The sequence below is a fragment of the Streptomyces sp. NPDC052225 genome (genome assembly GCF_040679615.1).
Lineage (GTDB): Bacteria > Actinomycetota > Actinomycetes > Streptomycetales > Streptomycetaceae > Streptomyces.
The window spans coordinates 413,266-433,203 of the sequence record NZ_JBFAVD010000003.1 but is presented as its reverse complement, the minus strand read 5'-3'; the positions used below and the strand labels follow the sequence as shown (position 1 = coordinate 433,203).

Here is a 19,938-nt window from a genome sequence, read left to right as displayed (position 1 = left end):
CTCTCCATCGGCGGCAACCACCTCATCCACGCGCTGCGCCGCAACGTCAACCTGAAGATCCTGCTCTTCAACAACCGGATCTACGGCCTCACCAAGGGCCAGTACAGCCCGACATCAGAGGTCGGCAAGATCACCAAGTCGACGCCGATGGGCTCACTGGACGCACCCTTCAACCCGGTCTCGCTCGCCCTCGGCGCGGAGGCGTCCTTCGTCGCCCGCACGGTCGACTCCGACCGCAAGCACCTCACATCGGTACTGCGCGCGGCAGCCGACCACCCCGGCACCGCGCTCGTGGAGATCTACCAGAACTGCAACATCTTCAACGACGGCGCCTTCGAAGTCCTCAAGGACAAACAGCAGGCGGAAGAAGCGGTCATCCGCCTGGAGCACGGGCAGCCGATCGTCTTCGGCGCCGAGGGTTCGAAGGGCGTCGTCCGCGACCCGGCGACCGGCGACCTGAAGGTCGTCGCCGTCACCGAGGACAACAAGGCCGACATCCTCGTCCACGACGCCCACACCGCGTCCCCGACGACGGCCTTCGCCCTCTCCCGCCTCGCGGACCCCGACACCCTGCACCACACGCCCATCGGCGTCTTCCGCAGCGTCGAACGCCCCGTCTACGACGTCCAGATGTCCGACCAGCTGGACGCGGCGATCGAACAGAACGGCAAGGGGGACCTGGCGGCACTCCTGGCCGGCGGGGACACCTGGACCGTGGTGGGCTGACCCGCCCGCATGGCGGAGGGCCGGAACCCGCTCGGGTCCCGGCCCTCCGTCATGTCACGACGATCAGGCGTCGGGAAGGTCGCGCTTGGCCCGGATGAGGGTCTTGCGGGTGATGACGACAAGGCGCTCACCGGGGCCGAGCGTGACACCGGCGGGCAGTTCGCCGCGCAGGGCCTCGGTGGCCTCCGTGCCGATCACCGCGAAGTTGCTGTCGCTCAGCTCGAAGATGTCCGGACAGGTCTCGCCCGTACCGCAGCCCCTCAGCCGAGGGGAATCTCCCATGCGACGGACGATCTTCACAGCCTGGACCCCTCGACGTATCCACCCGGCCGCACAGGGCGCGGCACATTAACAGGCGGAATCCGACCATGGGCAGCCGTCGTCGCAGTTACTCACGTCAATGACACGCGGCTTGCGTCACCTGACCGGCCGCGTCTACAGTCCCCGCCCTTGAGGGCGAGGGTTTCAGAGACCGCCCCCTCGGCGACCGACGCTTTGCCGTTCCGTGACGTTCGGAGTGTGCGACGCGTCAACACGGTCGCCGGCCGGCGGTCCCCCCGTACGAACGCCGCACTTTCCCCTCTTGTACGGCCGTTCGGTCAACTCGGCGCCTCGCCCTCGCAGGGGTCGGCCTCCGAGCCCAGGTCGCGTCCCACGACCCACCACTCGTCGGGGTCCGACTCCAGCTCCTCCATCATGCCGTCCATGACCGCGCACACCCTGGCGTCCAGCGACCCGTCGGGAAGACTGCGCCGGTGTTCCACGGTCCGCTGCCAGTAGTCCTTGAAGACCTGGTTCGTGCACAGCACCCGCAGGTTCCCGATCAGCTCGTCCCAGCAGAACGTGCCCACCCGGTGCGCCAGCAACAGCACCGCGTACTCCCGGTTCGCCCACAGCATCAGCCGTCGTTCCCGCACGGTCAGGTCCGGGAGGGTGCTCAGGGCCGCCGCCAGGTCCGGATCGGCGATGGCGCGGTCCAACTGGTCGATGAAGAGGGAGTGTTGGCGCAGGGTGTTCGCGCGGCGCATCTCCTCGACGAGCCGTTCGAGCAGTTCGTCTCGGTGGCGACGGCGGTCGAACCCGGCCTTCAGCCAGGTTCCGACCCCTCGCAGGGGCGATGTCAGTGTGGCCATGTCAAGGAGACCCCCCGGTCGGCGCAACGGGCGGAACGTTCCACCTCCAGAGTGCCGAGCGGGTCCGGGCGGCGTGGGAGGCGGACAGGGGGCGCACAGGTGGATGGCGGGTTTGGTGTAGACCGGCGCCCTATCGGGTGTGTGCCCCTTATGTGCCGTGCGCATGCCGGGCCGACCGGCACCGGGTGCCCCAAGTACCGGGCCACAAGGGTCAGTTACGTCAGGATGACGACCCGGACGCCCGGACCTCGTCGTACCTCGCTCGCGCCGCCGCCACCTCGGCCGTGCGCCGCTCGGTCCATTCCGCGAGCTCCCGCACCCGCCCCGCCGCCTCCCGGCCGAGCCCGGTCAGGGAGTAGTCGACGCGGGGCGGGATCACCGGCTTGGCGTCACGATGGACGAAGCCGTCGCGCTCCAGGGTCTGGAGGGTCTGCGTCAGCATCTTCTCGCTCACCCCGCCGATCTCCCGGCGCAGCTCGCTGAAGCGGAACGAGCGCTCCTCCAGGGCCAGCAGCACGAGAACGCCCCAGCGGCTCGTGACGTGCTCCAGGATCAGGCGCTGCGGGCAGAGTCCCTCGCCGCCACCGCCGGACGTCCACTGCCTGACCGTACTTACTCCCATGCCAGTACCTTACTTCAAAGTGGGTACTTACGAATCGACAGTGCTGGACGTACGGTGAGGGAGAACCGCCCAATGAAGGAGATTTCAGACATGAGCCTCGTCGTCACCGGTGCCACCGGCCAGCTCGGCCGTCTCGTCGTCGAAGGGCTGCTCGACGCGGGCGTGCCCGCCGGGGAGATCGCGGCTGTCGTACGCAGCAAGGAGAAGGCCGCGGACCTCGCGGAGCGCGGGGTCGAGGTGCGCGTCGCCGACTACAGCGTGCCGGAGAGCCTCGCGGGCGCCTTCCGGGCCGGGGACAGGGTGCTGCTCATCTCCGGCAGCGAGGTCGGCCGGCGCCTCCCCCAGCACCAGGCCGTGATCGACGCCGCGAAGGCCGCGGGCGTCGCGCTGCTCGCGTACACCGGCGTGCTCGGCGGACCCGCCGCCGACTTCGCGCTCGCCGACGAGCACAAGGCCACCGAGCAGGCGATCCTCGACTCCGGCCTGCCGTACACGTTCCTGCGCAACGGCTGGTACCACGAGAACTACACCGCGAACCTGGCCCCGGTCCTCGCCCACGGCGCCGTGGTCGCCAACGCCGGTGACGGCCGCGTCGCCTCCGCGTCGCGCGCCGACTACGCCGCGGCCGCCGTCGCCGTCCTGACCGGCGAGGGCCACGAGGGGCGCGCGTACGAGCTGAGCGGTGACGCCGCCTGGTCGCTCGCGGAGTACGCCGCCGAGGTCGCCCGGCAGTCCGGCAAGGACGTCGTCTACCGCGCCGTCACCCCGGAGGAGAACCGCGAGGTGCTGCTCGGCGCCGGGCTGCCCGCGCCCTTCGCCGACATCCTCGTCGGCGTCGACACCGCCATCGGGCAGGGCCTCCTCGCCCACCGCAGCGGCGACCTCGCCCGGCTCATCGGCCGCCCGACCACCCCCCTCGCGGACGCCGTCGCCGAGGCCCTGAAGTAGCCCTTCACCGGCGTCAGGACCGTATGTCGATACGGGCATGACACGCACCGCCCCGCGGCGCTACCTTCGTCAGTGGCCGCCGCGGGGCTGCCGTGTGTCATGAGGAGGGTCCGTGCGGGACGCCGGGGCGGCAGAGGAAACAGCGGCGAAGAAGGCCAACGACGGGCGGGTCGGACTGATCAACGGGTTCGCCGCCTACGGCATGTGGGGCCTCGTCCCGCTGTTCTGGCCGCTGCTCAAGCCCGCCGGTTCGGTCGAGATCCTTGCCCACCGCATGGTGTGGTCGCTGGTCTTCGTGGGCGTCGCGCTCCTTTTCGTACGGAAGTGGGACTGGGCGCGGGAACTGGTGCGCCAGCCGAAGCGGCTGGGGCTCGTGGCCGTCGCCGCCGCCGTGATCACCGTCAACTGGGGCGTCTACATCTGGTCCGTGAACTCGGGCCATGTCGTGGAGGCCTCGCTCGGCTACTTCATCAACCCGCTCGTCTCCATCGCGCTCGGCGTGCTGCTGCTCGGGGAGCGGCTGCGGCCCGCGCAGTGGGCGGCCGTCGGCGTCGGGCTGCTCGCGGTGCTCGTGCTCGCCATCGGCTACGGGCAGCCGCCGTGGATCTCGCTCACTCTCGCCTTCTCGTTCGGCACGTACGGGCTCGTGAAGAAGAAGGTCAATCTCGGCGGCGTGGAGTCCCTCGCGGCCGAGACCGCCGTGCAGTTCCTGCCCGCCCTCGGCTACCTGGTGTGGCTGACCGCGCAGGGCCGTTCGACGTTCGGCACGGAGGGCGCCGGGCACGCGGCCCTGCTCGCGTCGACCGGGCTCGTCACCGCGATCCCGCTGGTCTGCTTCGGCGCGGCCGCGATCCGGGTGCCGCTGTCGACGCTGGGGCTGCTCCAGTACCTGGCCCCGGTGTTCCAGTTCGTGCTCGGGATCCTGTACTTCCACGAGGAGATGCCGGCGGAGCGGTGGGCCGGGTTCGCGCTCGTGTGGGTCGCGCTGTGCGTTCTCACGTGGGACGCGCTGCGCTCCGCCCGCGCCGGGCGGGTGGCCTTGGCCCGGGCTGCCGGGGCTGTGGTTCAGGATGAGGAAACCCCCCGGTCCGCTTCCGCCGTCTGAGCATCTGCCCCAGGAGCGCGCGGACTTGGGGCCGCGGGACTGTCAGTGGCGTCCGGTTCAATGAGCGCATGACCTTTCACTGGAAGCTTGTCGTCGACTCGGCCGATCCGCATGCCCAGGCCGAGTTCTGGTCCGCCGTCCTCGAGTACGAGGTGGAGGACAACGCCGCGCTGATCGAGCGACTGCTGGGCTTCGGTGCGCTGAGCGAGGCGGAGACCGTGGAGTTCCGGGGCCGGCGGGCCTTCCGGGACCTCATCGCCGTACGGCATCCCGAGGACCCGGTGGAGGAGGGGACGGGGACCGGGCAGGGGCGGCGGATCCTGTTCCAGCGGGTGCCGGAGGCGAAGGCCGGCAAGAACCGGCTGCACATCGACGTCCATGTCGGCCCGGAGCGGCGCGAGGCCGAGGTCGAGCGGCTGACCGGGCTCGGGGCGCGGGTGCTCGACACCGTGAAGTCGCAGGGCGGCGCGTGGGTGGTGATGGCCGACCCGGAGGGGAACGAGTTCTGTCTGCAGTGACCCGGAAGCACCGGCACCGGGGGATGCTCGACGTATGAGGGGACACGGCTCATGACGGGGGCGCAGCTCATGACGGGGGGACGGGGCGTGCGGGATGTCGTGGCGTGCGGGTGCGGGGAGGAGAACCTTCCCTGGGTGCTGGCCAGGTTCGGGGCGTGGGGGGCCGTCTTCCTGATCCTCGGGTTCCTCTTCCTGCTCGCCGCGCTGGCCGCGCTGACCTGGGTGGCCGTCCGGCTCACCCGGGGACGCGCGGAGCGGGCGCCCGACGCGGGCCTCGGGATTCTGGAGCGTTCCGACGAGTAGGCCGCCGAGGGGAGTTCCTGCCATTCCCCTACTTACTTGCGTATGCATATACTGCATGCGCAAGTAAGTGAGCGCCTACCTGCCCTGGGGGACCCATGTCCGCGACCGCGACCACCCGCGACTTCCTGTTCGTGCTCGGCAGCAGCCGGCCCGACGGCAACTCCGAGATCCTCGCCCGCCGGGCCGCCGAGCAGCTGCCGGCCGGCACCGGGCAGCGCTGGATCGACCTGGCCGCGCACCCGCTGCCCGACTTCGAGGACCTGCGGCACGACAGCGACCACACCCGGCCGCACGGCGACGACGTCGCGCTGCTGCTCGACGCGACGCTCGCCGCCACCGACATCGTCATCGTGTCGCCGCTGTACTGGTACTCGGTCTCCGCCTCCACCAAGCGCTACCTGGACTACTGGTCGGGCTGGCTGCGCACGCCGGGCGTCGACTTCAAGGCGACCCTCGCCGGGCGCACCCTGTGGGGCGTCACCGCGCTCGCGCACGAGGAGTTCGATGTCGCCGACCCGCTGATCGGCACGCTCAACAACTCGGCGGCGTACATGGGCATGCGCTTCGGCGGCGTACTGCTCGGCAACGGCAGCAAGCCCGGTGACGTACTGAAGGACGAGTCCGCGCTGGCCAACGCCAAGACGTTCTTCGAGCGGGAGGCGCCGCTCGCCCGGTTCCCGTACGAGCGGGACGAGCTGGACGAGCTGGACGAGCAGGCGTAGCCCCCTCCCGTCAGGTGGTGATGTCCTTCGCCGTGAAGCGGGCCCAGGCCGCCGAGCCGAAGACCGCCACGTAGAGGGCCTGCACTTCGAGGTTCTTGACCAGGTCGTCCCAGTAGACCGGCTCGCGCATCAGGTCGGCGAAGGACAGCCAGTGGTGGGAGAAGAAGTACGGCTGGAGCGCGTGCAGTTGGGGGATCTGGTCGAGGATCTGGATGGTGATCAGCAGGCCGACCGTGGTCGCCATCGCGGCGATGCCGCTGTTCGTCAGCGTCGAGACGAACAGGCCGAGCGCGGCGATCCCGGTCAGTGACGCCGCCACCGCGAGCGCGATCAGGAAGGCCCGCCACAGGCCCTCGCCGAAGCCGATCGTGGTACCGGAGATGGTGACGACGTCGCCGAGCGGGAACAGGATCGCGCCGGTGGCCAGTGCCGAGACGGCGACGACGACCGTCGCCACCAGGCAGAACGTCATCGTCGTCGCGTACTTGGTGAGCAGCAGCCGGGTGCGGCCCGCGGGGGCGACGAGGAGATAGCGCAGCGTTCCCGCGTTCGCCTCGCCCGCCACCGCGTCGCCCGCGACGACGCCGACGGACATGGGCAGGAAGAACGGGAGCGTCGCGGCGAGCGACGTGAACACCAGGAACAGGCCGTTGTTGGTGATCTGCGCGATGAACGCCGGACCGCCGCCCTCGGGCCCGCCCCCGCCGAGCGCCGAACCGTCGCTCGTCTCGATCTTCACGGCGACACCGATCAGGATCGGCACGCCGGCCAGGACCGCGAGCAGTGCGAGCGTGCGCCAGCGGCGGAAGGTGGTGGTCAGCTCGCTGCGGAACAGGCCGAGGGTCCACAGCGGACTCGGCCGGGGAGCCGGCGCGGCCTGCGCTTCAGCCTGCGACATCGAAGCCCTCCCCCGTCAGCGCGACGAACGCGTCCTCCAGGGACGCCCGCTCGACGCCGAAGCCGCGTACCCGTACGCCCGCCGTGACCAGTGCGGCGTTGAGGTCCGCCAACTCGGTGCCCGGCAGCGGGGGTTCGGCGACCACGCGGTCGTCGGTGGTCTCGGTGACCGTGATGCCGTGCTCCTTCAGGACGCGGGCCGCGTCGGCCGGGTCGGGGGTGGTGACCACGAGCTTTCCGTGGACGCCCGCGGCCAGTTCGGCGACCGGGCCCTGGGTGATGAGCCGGCCCTGCGCCATCACGGCCGCGTGCGTGCAGACCTGCTCGATCTCGTCGAGGAGGTGCGAGGAGAGGAAGACGGTGGTGCCGTCGGTCGCCAGCTCCCGCACCAGGGTTCTGATCTCCCGCATGCCCTGCGGGTCGAGGCCGTTGGTCGGCTCGTCCAGGACGAGCAGGCGGCGCGGCTGGAGCAGGGCGGCGGCGAGCCCGAGGCGCTGCTTCATGCCGAGCGAGTACGCCTTCGCCTTCTTGGCCGCGGCGGCCGTCAGGCCCACCCGGTCCAGGGCGGCGGCGACCCGCTGCCCGCGGGTACGGGGATCAGCGGTCGGGTCCGCCGAGTCGTAGCGCAGCAGATTGTCGCGGCCGGACAGGAACCCGTACAGGGCCGGGCCCTCGATGAGCGCGCCCACGTGCGGCAGGACGGCCCGTGCGCCGCGGGGCATCGGGCGGCCGAGGACCCGGGCGGTGCCGCCGGTCGGCTCGATCAGGCCCATCAGCATGCGGATGGTGGTGGTCTTGCCCGAGCCGTTCGGCCCGAGGAAGCCGAAGACCGCCCCCTCGGGGACGGTGAGGCTCAACCGGTCGACCGCCAGCTGCCCGCCGCGGTACCGCTTGGTGAGTTCCGTGGTCTCGATGACCGCTCCGCCCGGCGCCATGCCCCTCCCGCATACGGGAGGTGAGGGGGCGGTGCGCACCGCCCCCTCACCTCGTCGACTTCGCTGCCGTCAGCCCGCGTCGGCCGCCTTCACCAGCGCGTCCTTGGTGACCGCTCCGGCGTAGGCCTTCCCGTCCTCGGTGATCAGTACGTTCACGAGACGGGTCGAGTACACGGTGCCCGAGCCGAAGTCGCCCTTGACCTGGTCGCCCAGGGAGGACAGGAACTTCTGCGCGTCGGGCGGCAGGTCGGCGGAGCCGGCCGCGGAGCCCGAGGCGAGGTCGCCCGCCTCCTTCGGGAGCTTCAGCTCGGCGATGGTGGTCCAGCCCTCGCCGATCACGTTCAGCCCGTCCATGCCTTCGAGGCCGTCGAGCTCCTCGGCGCCCTTCGGCGCCGCCTTGTCGGCGCCGCCCTGCTTCGCCAGGTCGTCGGCCTCGGTGACCTTCGTGCCCTTCGACGGCTTGAAGTCGAAGGTGGACGCCGCGGGCTTGCCGAAGTCGACGCTGGTGAAGCCCGCGTCGATGACGGCGGCGCCGCCGCTCGCCGGGGTCAGCGAGAACTTCAGCGGCGTACCGGTCTTCGCGTCCACGGACACCGTGATCGCGCCGACCGTCGAGCCGGACTGCTTGGGCTTGATCTGGAGCCGGTACGCGTCGCGGCCCGCGATCTGCGCCGTGCCGTCGACGGTGATGGACGTGGTGTCGCCGGACGCCTTGAGCACCTCGTCGGCGAGCTCCTTGGGCGTGGCCGGGACCTCGCCCGACCGCTCCTTCTTCCCGTGGTCGCCCGCGCCGGTGTCCTTCGCGTGGTACGCCTGGTCCGACTTGCTGTCGTACGCCCAGACGTCGTCGCCGTTGTGGATCAGGCTGTACTCGGACGCGTCGTCGAGGATCGACAGCTTCTGCTTGGTCTCGCCGTCCGCCGCGATGCGCAGCGTGTGCGTGCCGGACGCGAGCTCGGGGAGCTTCTCCTTCGGGTCGGCGCTGGAACCGCCGTCCTCGCCGCCACCCGCCCCGCCGCCCAGGAGGCCGCCCGCGGCGGCGCCGCCGAACGAGGGCAGGCCCAGATCCGTGTGGATCTTGACGGTGCCGGACAGCTGCTGCGTGTCCGACGCGGCGATCTTCTCGATGAGTTCCTGGGCGGTGATCTTCGGCAGCTCCGGGTCACCGGAGTCCGCGAGCGCCGGGACGAGCCCGATCGTCGCCGCGGCCACCCCCAGCACGGCCACGGGAACGGCGTACCTGGCCGCCTTGCGGCGCCGGGCGCTCTGGCCCGGGCCCTGGTCCTGGCTCTGGCTGTCTTCGGATGCGTACGGTGCCATGTCTGTTGCCCTACCTCCGTGTTCGGCGGCGGCCTACCGTCCTGTGCACTCGTCCCTGCTGGTGTGCGTCCACCCCAAGCCGCCATTCTCACCCGAATTGGTCAGGAGTGGTGTTCTCAATCTGACCAAACCGGCCACCACGAAGCGTCAGACCGCGGGATCAACTCCGTGTACGCCTACGGGATGACACACGGGGTCCGCAGCTCCCCCCACCCCGTAGGGGAGGCACCGCCCGAGAAGTGATGTGACCTGCGTCACATGCGGCGGGGAAGCCTGGATTCCGGGCGCCGGATCCGTACCGGAGGGTGACAGCGACACGGCACGGACCAGGGGGTGGCCATGCTCGCCATCAGGTATCTCAGTGGTTTCACCGCGGCGGGGGCCGCGGTCGCGGCGCTCGCGCTCGCGGGGTGCGGAAGCGGCGACGGGGGCGGAGACGACGGCGTCGGGGGCACCGGCAAGGAGAGCGGCAGCGCTCCCTCCCGCGGCACGGCCACCCTCGCCGTCTCGACAGCCGAGAAAGTCGACGGGACCGTGGTCACCGACGCCGACGGATACGTCCTGTACCGGTTCGACGAGGACTCGGCGAAGCCGACGAAGGTGACCTGTCACGGCACCTGCGCCACGCTCTGGCCGGCGGCCGCCCCGAAGGGCGACATCACCGTGAAGGGGGTGGACCGCACGCTGGTGTCGACCGTGAGGCGGACGGACGGGACCACCCAACTCACGCTCGCCGGATGGCCCTTGTACCGGTACGCCCAGGACGACGAGCCCCGCGAGGCGTACGGGCAGGGCGTCGACGGCACATGGTTCGCGATCACGCCCGACGGGGGCAAGGCGTCGGGCGAGAGCGGCGGCTCCGGGTACTGACGGACCCGAAAGGGCCTGAATTCACCCGGCGCGGTGCACGACCGCGTCGCAGAGTTCCACAAGCGCCGACTTCGCCTCGCACTCCGGGAGCGGGGCGAGGGCGGCGCGCGCCTCCTCGGCGTAGCGCACGGTGTCCCTGCGGGCCTGCTCCAGGGCCGGGTGGACGCGCAGCCGGGAGATCGCCTCGGCGAGCCGGTCGTCGTCCGCGAGGTCGGAGTCGAGGAGTTCGACGAGCTCCTTGTCCTCGGGCAGCCCGAGGAGTTCGGCACGCTCGCGCAGGCGCAGGACCGGCAGCGTGGGGATGCCCTCGCGCAGGTCGGTGCCGGGCGTCTTGCCGGACTCGTGCCCGTCGGAGGCGATGTCGAGGACGTCGTCGGCGAGCTGGAAGGCGACGCCGAGCCGCTCCCCGTACTGGGTGAGGACGTCGACGACGGTCTCGTCGGCGCCGGACATCATGGCGCCGAAACGACACGCCACCGCGATCAGTGAGCCGGTCTTGCCGCCGAGCACGTCCAGGTAGTGGTCGACCGGGTCGCGCCCGTCGGCCGGGCCCGCCGTCTCCAGGATCTGGCCGGTGACGAGGCGCTCGAACGCCTCGGCCTGGATCCGGACGGCGTCCGGGCCGAGGTCGGCCAGGATGTGCGAGGCGCGCGCGAAGAGGAAGTCACCGGTCAGAACGGCGATGGAGTTGCCCCAGCGCTGGTTGGCGCTCGGCACCCCGCGGCGCACGTCCGCCTCGTCCATCACGTCGTCGTGGTAGAGCGTCGCGAGGTGGGTGAGCTCGACGACGACGGCGGAGGGCACGATGCCCGGCGCGTACGGGTCGCCGAACTGCGCGGCGAGCGTCACGAGAAGCGGCCTGAAGCGCTTGCCCCCGGCGCGCACCAGATGCTGGGCGGCCTCGGTGATGAAGGGGACCTCGCTCTTGGTGGCTTCGAGCAGTCCCTCCTCGACAGCCGCCAAACCGGCCTGGACATCGGCTTCGAGAGCCTGGTCCCGCACGCTAAGACCGAAAGTCCCGACGACGGTCACGAGAGGTTCTCCTGTCTGCTGACGATCACGACGCTCACATGGCGAACTCGGTCGATCATTTGGTCGATGACACGGTTTGTCGATGTGTCGTTGCCATCACTCAAGTCAGCGTATCCGGTCCTGTTTCGATCACAGGTGGCGCCTGCCCGGTCACCCCAGCCCGGGCGGCCCGCTGACACCCCCGGTATGTTCTTGATCAGCCGATACGACCGGGAGTACGCACTTTGTCCCGCACCGCCACCGACCCAGCGCCCGCTGCGGAAGAGCCGCCGCCCGGCGACGATACGGCCTTCTTCGGCCAGCCGCGCGGGCTGCTCACGCTCTCGGGCCTGGAGGTCTGGGAACGCTTCTCGTTCCTGGGCATGCAGGCCATCCTCGTCCTCTACTTCGCCGACACCGTCGCGCACGGCGGCATGGGGATGGACCCGGGCACCGCGGCATCGGTCTCGGCCGCGTACGGCACGCTGGTGTACCTGGTCTCCGTCGGCGGCGGCTGGCTCGCCGACCGGATCCTCGGCTCGTACCGGGCGGTCCTGTGGGGCGGCATCCTCATCGCCTGCGGCCACTACTCCATGGCGGTCCCGACGGCGACGATGACCTGGGTGGGGCTCGGGCTGATCAGCGCCGGCACCGGCCTCCTGAAGCCGAACGTGGCCTCGATGGTCGGCAAGCTCTACCGCACCGAGGACGAGCGCCGCGACGCCGGGTTCGCGCTGTACTACATGGGCATCAACATCGGCGCGTTCGCGGGCCCGCTGATCACCGGCTGGCTGGGCGACCACAAGGGCTGGCACTGGGGCTTCTCGGCCGCCGCGATCGGCATGACCTTCGGCCTGATCCAGTACGTCGCGGGCCGCCGTCACCTGGCCGGGCGCAAGCACGCCGCCGAGTACGCGCTGCCGCCCGAGGGGATGCGCCGCGCGGTCCGGATGATGATCGTCGGCGCGCTCGTGGTGGCGGCGCTCGCGGTGGTCCTCGCCCTGGCCGGCTGGCTGACGATGGACCGCTTCGTGGACGTCCTCACCGTGATCTCGGTGATCGCGCCGGTCGTCTACTTCGTGGTGATGTTCCGCAGCCCGCGTGTGACGGCGGAGGAGCGCGGCCGGCTGCGGCCGTATCTCGTCCTCTTCGTCGCATCGGTCGCCTTCAACTTCATCCTCTTCCAGGCCTACTCGACGATGATGCTGCTGGCCTCGACGAACGCCGAGACGACCATCCTCGGCTTCCACTTCCCCGCCAGCTGGTACGCGTCCGCGCTCGGCGCCTTCGAGGTCGCCCTGGCGCCCGTGGTGGCCGGCCTGTGGGCGCGGATGGGCCCGCGCCAGCCGCACGCCTCCAACAAGATCGCCATCGGCGTCATCCTGGGCGGTCTGTCGTTCCTGCTGATGGTGATCCCGACGTCCGGCCACAGCAGTGACACCTACAAGATGGCCGCCTGGTGGATCGTCGGCTCGTATCTGCTGCTCGGGCTCGGCGACGTCCTCCTGGAGACGTCGGGCATGTCCGCGACGACCAAGCTCGCCCCGAAGGCCTTCGCCAGCCAGACCATGTCGCTGTGGTTCCTGTCCCTTGCCCTCGCCAACGGCATCCAGGCACAGACCGTGAAGCTCTACGGCGAGGTCTCGAACCCCGCGTACTTCGGCGTCAACGGCGCCATCGCGGTCGCCGTCGGTGTCGCCGTGATCGCCCTGGCGCCGTGGCTGCGGCGCACCATGCACCCCGTTCACTGAGGTACTCCCATGAGCCCTGCTTCCCCCCGCATCCAGACCGAGTTCCCGTACGGGACGACCCGCGAGGACATCCGCGTACCCCTCTCGGACGGAACGACGCTCTTCGCGCGCGTCTGGCGCCCGGTGACGGACGAGCCGGTCCCGGTCCTCCTCGAATACCTCCCGTACCGGCTCTCCGACTGGACGGCGCCGCGCGACTGGCAGCGTCACCCCTGGTACGCGGGTCACGGCTACGCCTCCGTACGCGTGGACGTGCGCGGGCACGGCAACAGCGAGGGCATGCCGGGCGACGAGTACGACGAGCAGGAGCTCAGCGACGGCGTCGAGGTCGTCGACTGGCTCGCCGAACAGCCCTGGTCGTCCGGCAAGGTCGGCATGTTCGGCATCTCGTGGGGCGGCTTCAACTCGCTCCAGATCGCGGCGCTCGCCCCCGAACCGCTCAAGGCGATCGTCACGGTCTGCTCCACGGACGACCGCTACGACAACGACGTGCACTACATGGGCGGCTCCGTGCTCGCCGTGGACATGCACGCGTGGGCGGCGACGATGCTCGCGTTCGTCTCGCGCCCGCCGGACCCGCAGTTCGTGGGCGAGGACTGGCGCGAGATGTGGACGACGCGCCTGGAGGCGGTCGACCCGTTCATCCACACGTGGCTGAAGCACCAGACACGGGACGCGTACTGGCGCCACGGCAGCGTCTGCGAGGACTACTCGGCGATCAAGGCCGGCGTCCTCGCGGTGGGCGGCTGGCACGACCCGTACCGCGACACCGTGCTGCGCCTGGTGGAGCACCTCCCCGACGACCGGGTCCGCGGCGTCATCGGACCCTGGTCGCACCAGTACCCGGACCGCGGCCTGCCGCCGGGCCCCGCGATCGGCTTCCTCCAGGAGACGCTGCGCTGGTGGGACCACTGGCTCAAGGGCGAGGACACGGGGGTGATGGCCGAGCCGAAGCTCCGCTCGTACCTCAGCGACTCGCACCCGCCCGCGACCGTCTACGACGAGCTGCCGGGCTACTGGGTCGGCGACCCGTCCTGGCCGTCCCCAAATGTCACACCGGTCTCGTACGCGCTCCAGGGCGCGCCGGTGCTCGTCCGTTCACCGCAGCACACGGGCCTGGACGCGGGCCGCTTCTTCCCGTTCGGCAACGACGGCGACCTGCCGCCCGACCAGCGGGACGAGGACGCGAAGTCGGCCTGCTTCGAGTTCGAAGTGCCGTCCGACGTACGGGTGCTGGGGCGGCCGCGCGTCACGCTGCGGGTGACGTCCCAGGTGCCGCGCGGGCAGGTCGTGGCGCGGGTCTGCGACGTGGCGCCGGACGGATCGTCGACGCTGGTCACGCGCGGCGTCCTCAACCTCTCGTCCCGGCACGGGCGTGCGGCGAACGTGCCGTGGGTGCCGGGCACGACCGAGGACGTCACGTTCGAGCTGAACGGCATCGGCCACACCTTCCCCGCGGGCCATCGCATCCGCCTCGCGGTGTCGTCGGCGTACTGGCCGTGGATCTGGCCCCAGCCGGGCTCGGAGGCGGGGTTCACGCTCGCCCCCGTCGGCAGCTCCCTCGAACTCCCCGTCCGCTCCGGCGACTTGGGCGGCGCCATCACCTTCGGCGCCCCGGAGCAGTCGGAGCCGCTCGGCGTCGTCCACCCGGCGTCCCTCGACGAGCAGCGGCCCGAGCGTCTCGTCGTACGGGACGTCGCCAAGGGCGAGTGGAAGCTGGAGGTCGACCCGCGCTACGGCGGCACGCGCGTCTACCCGGACGGCCTGGAGTTCACCGAGGACGCCCTGGAGACGTACGTCATCGACGAGCACGACCCGCTGTCGGCGCGCACCCGCTCCGACTGGTCGATCCGCCTGCACCGGCCGGAACTCGCCTGGGACGCGACGGTCGAGACCCGCTCCGAAATCGCCTGCACGGAGCGGGAGTTCGTCACGTCCAGCGAGGTGGTGTGCCGGGACGGCGGCGAGGTGGTGTTCCATCGGACGTGGGAGGAGCGGATTCCGCGGACGGCGGGGTGAGGCGCCGCTGCCGGTGAGCGGCTCCGGCCCGCCTCAGCCGGTCGGCTCCGGTCAGCCGGTGAGCCGCTCCAGCACCACCGCCACCCCGTCCTCCTCGTTCGACGCGGTCACCTCGTCGGCGACGGCCTTCAGCTCGGGGTGGGCGTTGGCCATCGCGACGCCGCGGGCCGCCCACGCGAACATCGGTACGTCGTTGGGCATGTCGCCGAACGCGATCGTGTCGGCCGGGCCCGCGCCCAGGCGCTCCGCGGCGAGTTCGAGGCCCGTCGCCTTGGTGACGCCGCGCGGCTGGAGTTCGACGGTGCCGGGGCCCGACATGGTGACCGTGGCGAGCGGGCCGACCGCGGCGCGGGCCACGGACGCCAACTCGTCGTCGGACAGCGCCGGATGGCGCAGCAGCACCTTGCTGATCGGCTCCGTCCACAGGGCCGCGCGGTGATGGACGCGGACCGCGGGCAGCGTGGGGTGCGGCATCAGATAGCCGGGCTCGATCAGCGTCAGGCCCTCCACCCCGTCCTGGTCGACGGCCGCGAACACCTGGCCGACCTCCGCCTCGATCTTCCCGATCGCCTGCTCGGCCAGCTCCCGGTCCAGGGTGAGCGACCACAGCAGGCGGTCGGCGCCGGCGTCGTACAGCTGCGCCCCCTGCGCGCACACGGCGAGCCCGCTGCCGCCCAGGTCGTCGAGGAGCGGCTTCACGCGGGGCGCGGGCCGGCCCGTCACCACGATGTGCCGGGCCCCGGCCGCGGCGGCGCGCGCGAGGGCGGCGCGGGTCCGGTCGGAGACCGTGTCGTCGCCGCGCAGCAGCGTTCCGTCCAGGTCAGTGGCGATGAGTGCATATGCGGGTGCGGCCATGAGCCGAAGAATACGGACCAGCAGCCCGGGTGGCCCCACGCGTACCGGCCGCCCTGGGCCGTATGCCCCGCAGCGCCTGGACGGCATCATCTCTTCGGGCTAAGCGGCACCCAACCAGCGGCCCCGGGAGGGCAGTTGCGGTAGCCCGCCCGGGTGTCCGCATGGCCCGATCCGACTACCCGTGCGCCGCCGCCAGATGCCGGGCGAGGCGCGGTGACGCGAACTCCGTACCGCACACGAAGCGCATCACCGGGCCGTACGAGGACCCGCCGAGCATGCCCGTGAAGTACAGGCCGGGGATCGACGACACATAGCCGGCGCCGAGCCGCGGCGTGCCCCTGCTGGTGGCGAGGCGGGTGCGCAGGCCGTCGCCGAGGAACGGCATCGCGGCCAGGTCGACCCGGTAGCCGGTCGCCGCGATGACGTGGTCGGCGCTCAGGTCGGTGAGCCGGTCGCCGTGCGTGCGGACGGTGAGGACGGGCGCGCCGTCCGCCACGGACACCCGCTCCACGGCGGCCACGTCCCGCACCGCCACCGTGCCCTCGAACCGCTCCTTGAGCCACCACGCGCCGAGCGGGCCGAGCACCCGCTTGACGAGGAAGTGCCGTGCCTGCGGCGGCAGTTGGCGGTACTGGTGCGGGTAGTACGTGAACGCGTACAGCGACCACGCGTTGCCGAACGGGGTCTCGGGGCGGAACCTCGGCTGGTTCCACGGCGGCGCCCCGAAGCGGACCCGGCCCTTGCCGCGCGAGACGACCTTCACCCTCGCGCCCGCCTCCGCCGCGAGGACCGCCGTCTCCAGGGCGGACTGCCCCGCGCCGACGACGATCAGCTCCTTGCCCGCGAACCGGGACAGGTCGTGGTGCTGCGCGCTGTGCGAGAGCGGACCCGTGGGGGTGGGCCCGTCGGGCACGGCCGCGGCGAACTCGCGCGGCAGGTGCTCAAGACCGGACAGGCCCGTGGCGACGACGACGGCGCGGGCCGTGAACTGCTCCCCCGAGTCCAGCTTCAGCTCGAAGCCCGCCGTGCCGCGCCGGTCCACCGACACGACCCGCACGCGCTCGAGCTCGGGCACGAACTTCTGCTGGAACCAGTCCCCGTACGCCACGAACGTCTCGGCGGAGATCAGGTCCTCGTCCGTGACCAGGCGCTTCATGCCCGCCGCGTCGCAGTAGTCGGCGAGGGTGTGGCCGCGCTGCGGGGCGTCGATGCTCGACGCCGACGGCACGGACTTGAGGATCATTCCTTCGGGCATGTGCGAGCGCCAGCTCACCATGGGTTCCCCGAAGACCCGTACAGGTATGCCGCGGGCCCGAAGGTGCGCGGCGGTGGACAGACCGTAGGGGCCTGCCCCGATGACGGCAACCGGATGGATCACGAAGTCCCTCCCCAGGACGACGCAGCGTCATTACTCCGTGCCGGTGCGGACCCCTTCAGGCACCCGAACCGGTCGTGCTGCCGCGGCGGTTGGTCTGCCACAGCTGGTAGAGATGCTTGGCACCCGGCCGTACGAACCGGGCGAGCATCGTGAAGAACGGCCGTGGATCGTCGGCCGCCCACCACGCCAGCTCCGTGCCGCTCGCGCGGGACGGGGCGTGCGGGGTCGTGTATCCGCTGCGCCGGTAGGCGAGCAGGGCGGGCAGGTCGATGTTCTCCACCACGTACCGGTGACCCGCCCGCTGTTCCCCCTCCGGGACGGCGCGGCCGGTCAGGTCCAGGTGCAGGGCGCGGACGACGTCCACCCCCGCCTCGTTCTCGAACAGGCGGAACTGGGCGCCCATCCGCGGATTGAAGTCGAGCAGCTTGTACTGCCCGTCGCGCCGGTCGAAGCGCAGGTCGAGGTCGATGACGCCGGTGAAGCCGATCTGCTTGATGAAACGCGCGGCGAGGTCCGCGAGTTCCGGATTGTCGACGACGTACGCGTTCGCCGTCATGCCCGCGTGCGGGGGCCACGAGCGGACCTTGACGCCGGTGAACATCGCGAGCGGCGTGGAGTCCCGGTCGAAGTAGGCGTGCACGATCCAGTCCTCGGCCTGCTCGCGCGGCAGGTACTCCTGGAGGATCACGCCGGGCTTCTCGCCCCAGTGGCGAGCGAGCGTGCGCAGTCCGTCCGGGGTCGCGATCCTCGTCGTCCCGTTCACGGCGGGCTGCGAGCGGCGGGTGAACGCCTCCCGGTTCTTCGCCACCACCGGGAAGCGCGCCTTCTCGGCGAACTCCTCGATGTCCGCGTACGACTGCGGGAACGCGGCCGTCGGCGAGGGGATGCCGTGCTCCACGCACAGCTCGTGCAACCCCTGCTTGCTGGCGAGCCGGCGCGGCAACTCCCGCTCCACGCGCGGAAACAGATACCCCGCGTCCGCCAGCGGGCCCTGATGCTCGGCGATCAGGACGGCCGCCTCCTCGTCCGTCGGGATCACCACCGTGGGCCGCCCGATCCGCCGCGCGATCCGCACGAGCCCCTCGACGAGCCGCTCGGGCTCCTCCGCCCCGGTGGTCCGCCAGGGGAAGGCGCCGCGCAGATACCGGGAGGCCGCCGCGGGGGTGTAACGGTCCTCGGTGATCGCGTACATGGGCACGCCGAGCCGGCCGAGGCTGCGGATGGCTCCGACGCCGCCGTGGTGCAGGGGGTAGTCGCCGAACTTGACGATGAGGCCCGGCACGTCCCGGTCCGCGGCGACTGGCACGCGTTGGCTACCGCTCCGCGCATTACCGGCACTCCTGGCCACGGGTCCCCCCACGCGTCCCCCATCGGACCCGGACCCACCCCGTCCGCGCCCACCGGACAATGACGCTAAGCCGGAACCCACCGATCCATCAACGGGTCATTCGGACATTGCGAACTCTTTAGGCACTGCCTCAACTGCCGTCACCCACGTAACGTGTGGCGCACCCCGAATGGAAAGTGAGGCCCGCAGGCATGGCACCCGCAGCCACCTCAGCGTCCGCGTCCGAGTCCGAGCCCACCCGGCTCGACGCTCTCGGCCGCACCGACCCGCTCGACCTCCCCGAAGGCCACCCCTTCGGCGCGCACAACCTTCCGTACGGTGTCTTCTCGTACGCGGACGAGGGCCCCCGGGTCGGCGTCCGCATCGGGGACCACGTCCTGGACGCGGGCGCGGCGGCGACGGCCCTCGGCTCCCCGTACGCGGGCCTGCTGGCCCGGCCGACCCTCAACCCCCTTCTCGCCGCGGGCCGTACGGCGTGGTCGGACGTGCGCCGCGCGCTCACCGCGTGGCTGACGGTCCCGGCCCACCGCGAGACGGTCCGCCCGCACCTGCACGCCCTCGCCTCGGTCACCCTGCACCTCCCCTTCGAGGTCGCGGACTACGTGGACTTCTACGCCTCGGAGAACCACGCCTCGAACCTGGGCCGTCTCTTCCGCCCGGACGAGGAGCCGCTCAAGCCCAACTGGAAGCATCTGCCGGTGGGTTATCACGGCCGCGCCGGCACCGTCGTCGTCTCCGGCACGGACGTCGTACGCCCGTCGGGGCAGCGCAAGGGCCCGTCCGACCCGGCTCCCGTCTTCGGCCCGTCCGTCCGCCTCGACATCGAGACGGAGGTCGGCTACGTCGTCGGCGTCCCCTCCGCGCAGGGCACGCCGGTCCCGCTCGCCGCCTACCGCGACCACGTCTTCGGGCTCTGCCTGCTCAACGACTGGTCGGCGCGCGACATCCAGAACTGGGAGACGGTGCCGCTCGGCCCGCACCTCGGCAAGTCGTTCGCCACGTCGATCTCCGCGTGGATCACGCCGCTCGACGCCCTGGAGGCGGCGCGCACGGCCCCGCCGGAGCGCACCGTGCCGCTCCTGCCCTACCTCGACGACACCGCGTCGGCCGACGACCCCGCGGGCTACGACCTGCACATCACGGTCTCCCTCAACGGGCACGTCATCTCGGAACCCCCCTTCTCCGGCATGTACTGGACCGGCGCCCAGATGCTGGCCCACATGACGGTCAACGGCGCGTCCCTGCGCACCGGCGACCTGTACGGCTCGGGCACCATCAGCGGCACCGAGGACAACGAACGCGGCTCCCTGATCGAGATCACCTGGAACGGCCGCGATCCCCTCGAACTCCCCACCGGCAAGCGGGGCTTCCTGGAGGACGGCGACGTGGTGACCATGACGGCCTGGGCCCCCGGGCCGAACGGGACCCGGGTGGGCCTGGGCGAGGTCACGGGGCGGATCGTGGGCGCCCCCTAGGG

The 19,938-nt window shown here is 71.4% G+C and carries 20 protein-coding genes; 10 read left to right on the top strand and 10 right to left on the bottom strand.

All coding sequences use genetic code 11. The features are described 5' to 3' along the window. On the top strand, positions 1 to 726 hold a 726-nt coding region (locus AB0L37_RS07675; protein ID WP_365501413.1), incomplete at its 5' end, for a thiamine pyrophosphate-dependent enzyme. A gap of 63 nt (positions 727 to 789) precedes the next feature. On the opposite strand, the gene AB0L37_RS07670 is transcribed toward AB0L37_RS07675, so the two are convergent. From AB0L37_RS07670 to AB0L37_RS07660, 3 genes are all read right to left on the bottom strand, one after another. Then, positions 790 to 1,026: a hypothetical protein gene (locus tag AB0L37_RS07670; RefSeq protein ID WP_365501411.1), complete on the bottom strand. Its 237-nt coding sequence runs from the start codon at positions 1,024 to 1,026 to the stop codon at positions 790 to 792. Between the two features lie 299 nt (positions 1,027 to 1,325). Next, positions 1,326 to 1,859, bottom strand: coding sequence for a DUF6082 family protein (locus AB0L37_RS07665; RefSeq protein WP_365501409.1), 534 nt, complete (start codon positions 1,857 to 1,859; stop codon positions 1,326 to 1,328). Positions 1,860 to 2,079: 220 nt separating this feature from the next. Next, the gene (locus AB0L37_RS07660) at positions 2,080 to 2,481 is read right to left on the bottom strand and encodes a helix-turn-helix domain-containing protein (RefSeq protein ID WP_365501407.1); all 402 of its coding nucleotides are present in this window, start codon (positions 2,479 to 2,481) and stop codon (positions 2,080 to 2,082) included. A 90-nt stretch (positions 2,482 to 2,571) separates the two neighbouring features. Here AB0L37_RS07660 and AB0L37_RS07655 point away from each other — a divergent pair, with 90 nt between their 5' ends. From AB0L37_RS07655 to AB0L37_RS07635, 5 genes are all read left to right on the top strand, one after another. Next, positions 2,572 to 3,429 (top strand): SDR family oxidoreductase, encoded by an 858-nt coding sequence (locus AB0L37_RS07655; protein WP_365501405.1) that lies wholly within the window; start codon positions 2,572 to 2,574, stop codon positions 3,427 to 3,429. Positions 3,430 to 3,541: 112 nt separating this feature from the next. Then, positions 3,542 to 4,534, top strand: coding sequence for an EamA family transporter RarD (gene rarD / locus AB0L37_RS07650; RefSeq protein ID WP_365501403.1), 993 nt, complete (start codon positions 3,542 to 3,544; stop codon positions 4,532 to 4,534). Between the two features lie 68 nt (positions 4,535 to 4,602). Then, a complete protein-coding gene (locus AB0L37_RS07645; protein WP_365501401.1) occupies positions 4,603 to 5,052 on the top strand; it encodes a VOC family protein in 450 nt (149 codons plus the stop codon). A gap of 69 nt (positions 5,053 to 5,121) precedes the next feature. Further along, positions 5,122 to 5,355, top strand: a complete 234-nt coding sequence (locus AB0L37_RS07640; RefSeq protein ID WP_365501399.1) for a hypothetical protein — start codon at positions 5,122 to 5,124, stop codon at positions 5,353 to 5,355. Between the two features lie 95 nt (positions 5,356 to 5,450). Further along, positions 5,451 to 6,077, top strand: a complete 627-nt coding sequence (locus AB0L37_RS07635; protein ID WP_365501397.1) for an NAD(P)H-dependent oxidoreductase — start codon at positions 5,451 to 5,453, stop codon at positions 6,075 to 6,077. Positions 6,078 to 6,087: 10 nt separating this feature from the next. Here the strand turns inward: AB0L37_RS07635 and AB0L37_RS07630 are convergent, their stop codons facing one another. The 3 genes from AB0L37_RS07630 to AB0L37_RS07620 all read right to left on the bottom strand — a co-directional run bounded on the left by AB0L37_RS07630 (position 6,088) and on the right by AB0L37_RS07620 (position 9,229). Then, positions 6,088 to 6,975 carry an ABC transporter permease gene (locus tag AB0L37_RS07630; protein WP_365501395.1) on the bottom strand — a complete coding sequence of 296 codons (888 nt, stop codon included), beginning with the start codon at positions 6,973 to 6,975 and terminating at the stop codon, positions 6,088 to 6,090. After that, entirely contained in the window at positions 6,962 to 7,909 is a 948-nt protein-coding gene (locus AB0L37_RS07625) for an ABC transporter ATP-binding protein (RefSeq protein WP_365501393.1), read from the bottom strand. The genes AB0L37_RS07630 and AB0L37_RS07625 overlap by 14 nt, the downstream gene beginning before the upstream one ends. Before the next feature lie 69 nt (positions 7,910 to 7,978). Next, a complete protein-coding gene (locus tag AB0L37_RS07620) occupies positions 7,979 to 9,229 on the bottom strand; it encodes a DUF2092 domain-containing protein (RefSeq protein ID WP_365501391.1) in 1,251 nt (416 codons plus the stop codon). 339 nt (positions 9,230 to 9,568) lie between these two features. On the opposite strand from AB0L37_RS07620, the gene AB0L37_RS07615 reads away from it, so the two are divergent. Then, a complete protein-coding gene (locus tag AB0L37_RS07615) occupies positions 9,569 to 10,099 on the top strand; it encodes a hypothetical protein (protein WP_365501389.1) in 531 nt (176 codons plus the stop codon). A gap of 21 nt (positions 10,100 to 10,120) precedes the next feature. Here the strand turns inward: AB0L37_RS07615 and AB0L37_RS07610 are convergent, their stop codons facing one another. Then, positions 10,121 to 11,131 carry a polyprenyl synthetase family protein gene (locus AB0L37_RS07610; protein WP_365501387.1) on the bottom strand — a complete coding sequence of 337 codons (1,011 nt, stop codon included), beginning with the start codon at positions 11,129 to 11,131 and terminating at the stop codon, positions 10,121 to 10,123. A 224-nt stretch (positions 11,132 to 11,355) separates the two neighbouring features. Between AB0L37_RS07610 and AB0L37_RS07605 the strand changes: the two genes are divergently transcribed. Both AB0L37_RS07605 and AB0L37_RS07600 read left to right on the top strand, forming a co-directional pair. Next, positions 11,356 to 12,861 (top strand): peptide MFS transporter, encoded by a 1,506-nt coding sequence (locus tag AB0L37_RS07605; RefSeq protein ID WP_365501385.1) that lies wholly within the window; start codon positions 11,356 to 11,358, stop codon positions 12,859 to 12,861. Positions 12,862 to 12,870: 9 nt separating this feature from the next. Continuing rightward, entirely contained in the window at positions 12,871 to 14,880 is a 2,010-nt protein-coding gene (locus tag AB0L37_RS07600) for a CocE/NonD family hydrolase (RefSeq protein WP_365501383.1), read from the top strand. 51 nt (positions 14,881 to 14,931) lie between these two features. Here the strand turns inward: AB0L37_RS07600 and AB0L37_RS07595 are convergent, their stop codons facing one another. From AB0L37_RS07595 to AB0L37_RS07585, 3 genes are all read right to left on the bottom strand, one after another. Continuing rightward, on the bottom strand, positions 14,932 to 15,735 hold the full coding sequence (locus AB0L37_RS07595; RefSeq protein ID WP_365501381.1) for an HAD family hydrolase: 804 nt from the start codon (positions 15,733 to 15,735) through the stop codon (positions 14,932 to 14,934). Positions 15,736 to 15,910: 175 nt separating this feature from the next. Beyond that, the gene (locus tag AB0L37_RS07590; protein ID WP_365501379.1) at positions 15,911 to 17,113 is read right to left on the bottom strand and encodes an FAD-dependent oxidoreductase; all 1,203 of its coding nucleotides are present in this window, start codon (positions 17,111 to 17,113) and stop codon (positions 15,911 to 15,913) included. Between the two features lie 55 nt (positions 17,114 to 17,168). Continuing rightward, entirely contained in the window at positions 17,169 to 18,419 is a 1,251-nt protein-coding gene (locus tag AB0L37_RS07585; RefSeq protein WP_365501377.1) for an ATP-grasp domain-containing protein, read from the bottom strand. Positions 18,420 to 18,652: 233 nt separating this feature from the next. On the opposite strand from AB0L37_RS07585, the gene fahA reads away from it, so the two are divergent. Next, on the top strand, positions 18,653 to 19,936 hold the full coding sequence (fahA, locus tag AB0L37_RS07580) for a fumarylacetoacetase (protein ID WP_365501375.1): 1,284 nt from the start codon (positions 18,653 to 18,655) through the stop codon (positions 19,934 to 19,936). Positions 19,937 to 19,938 lie beyond the last annotated feature (2 nt).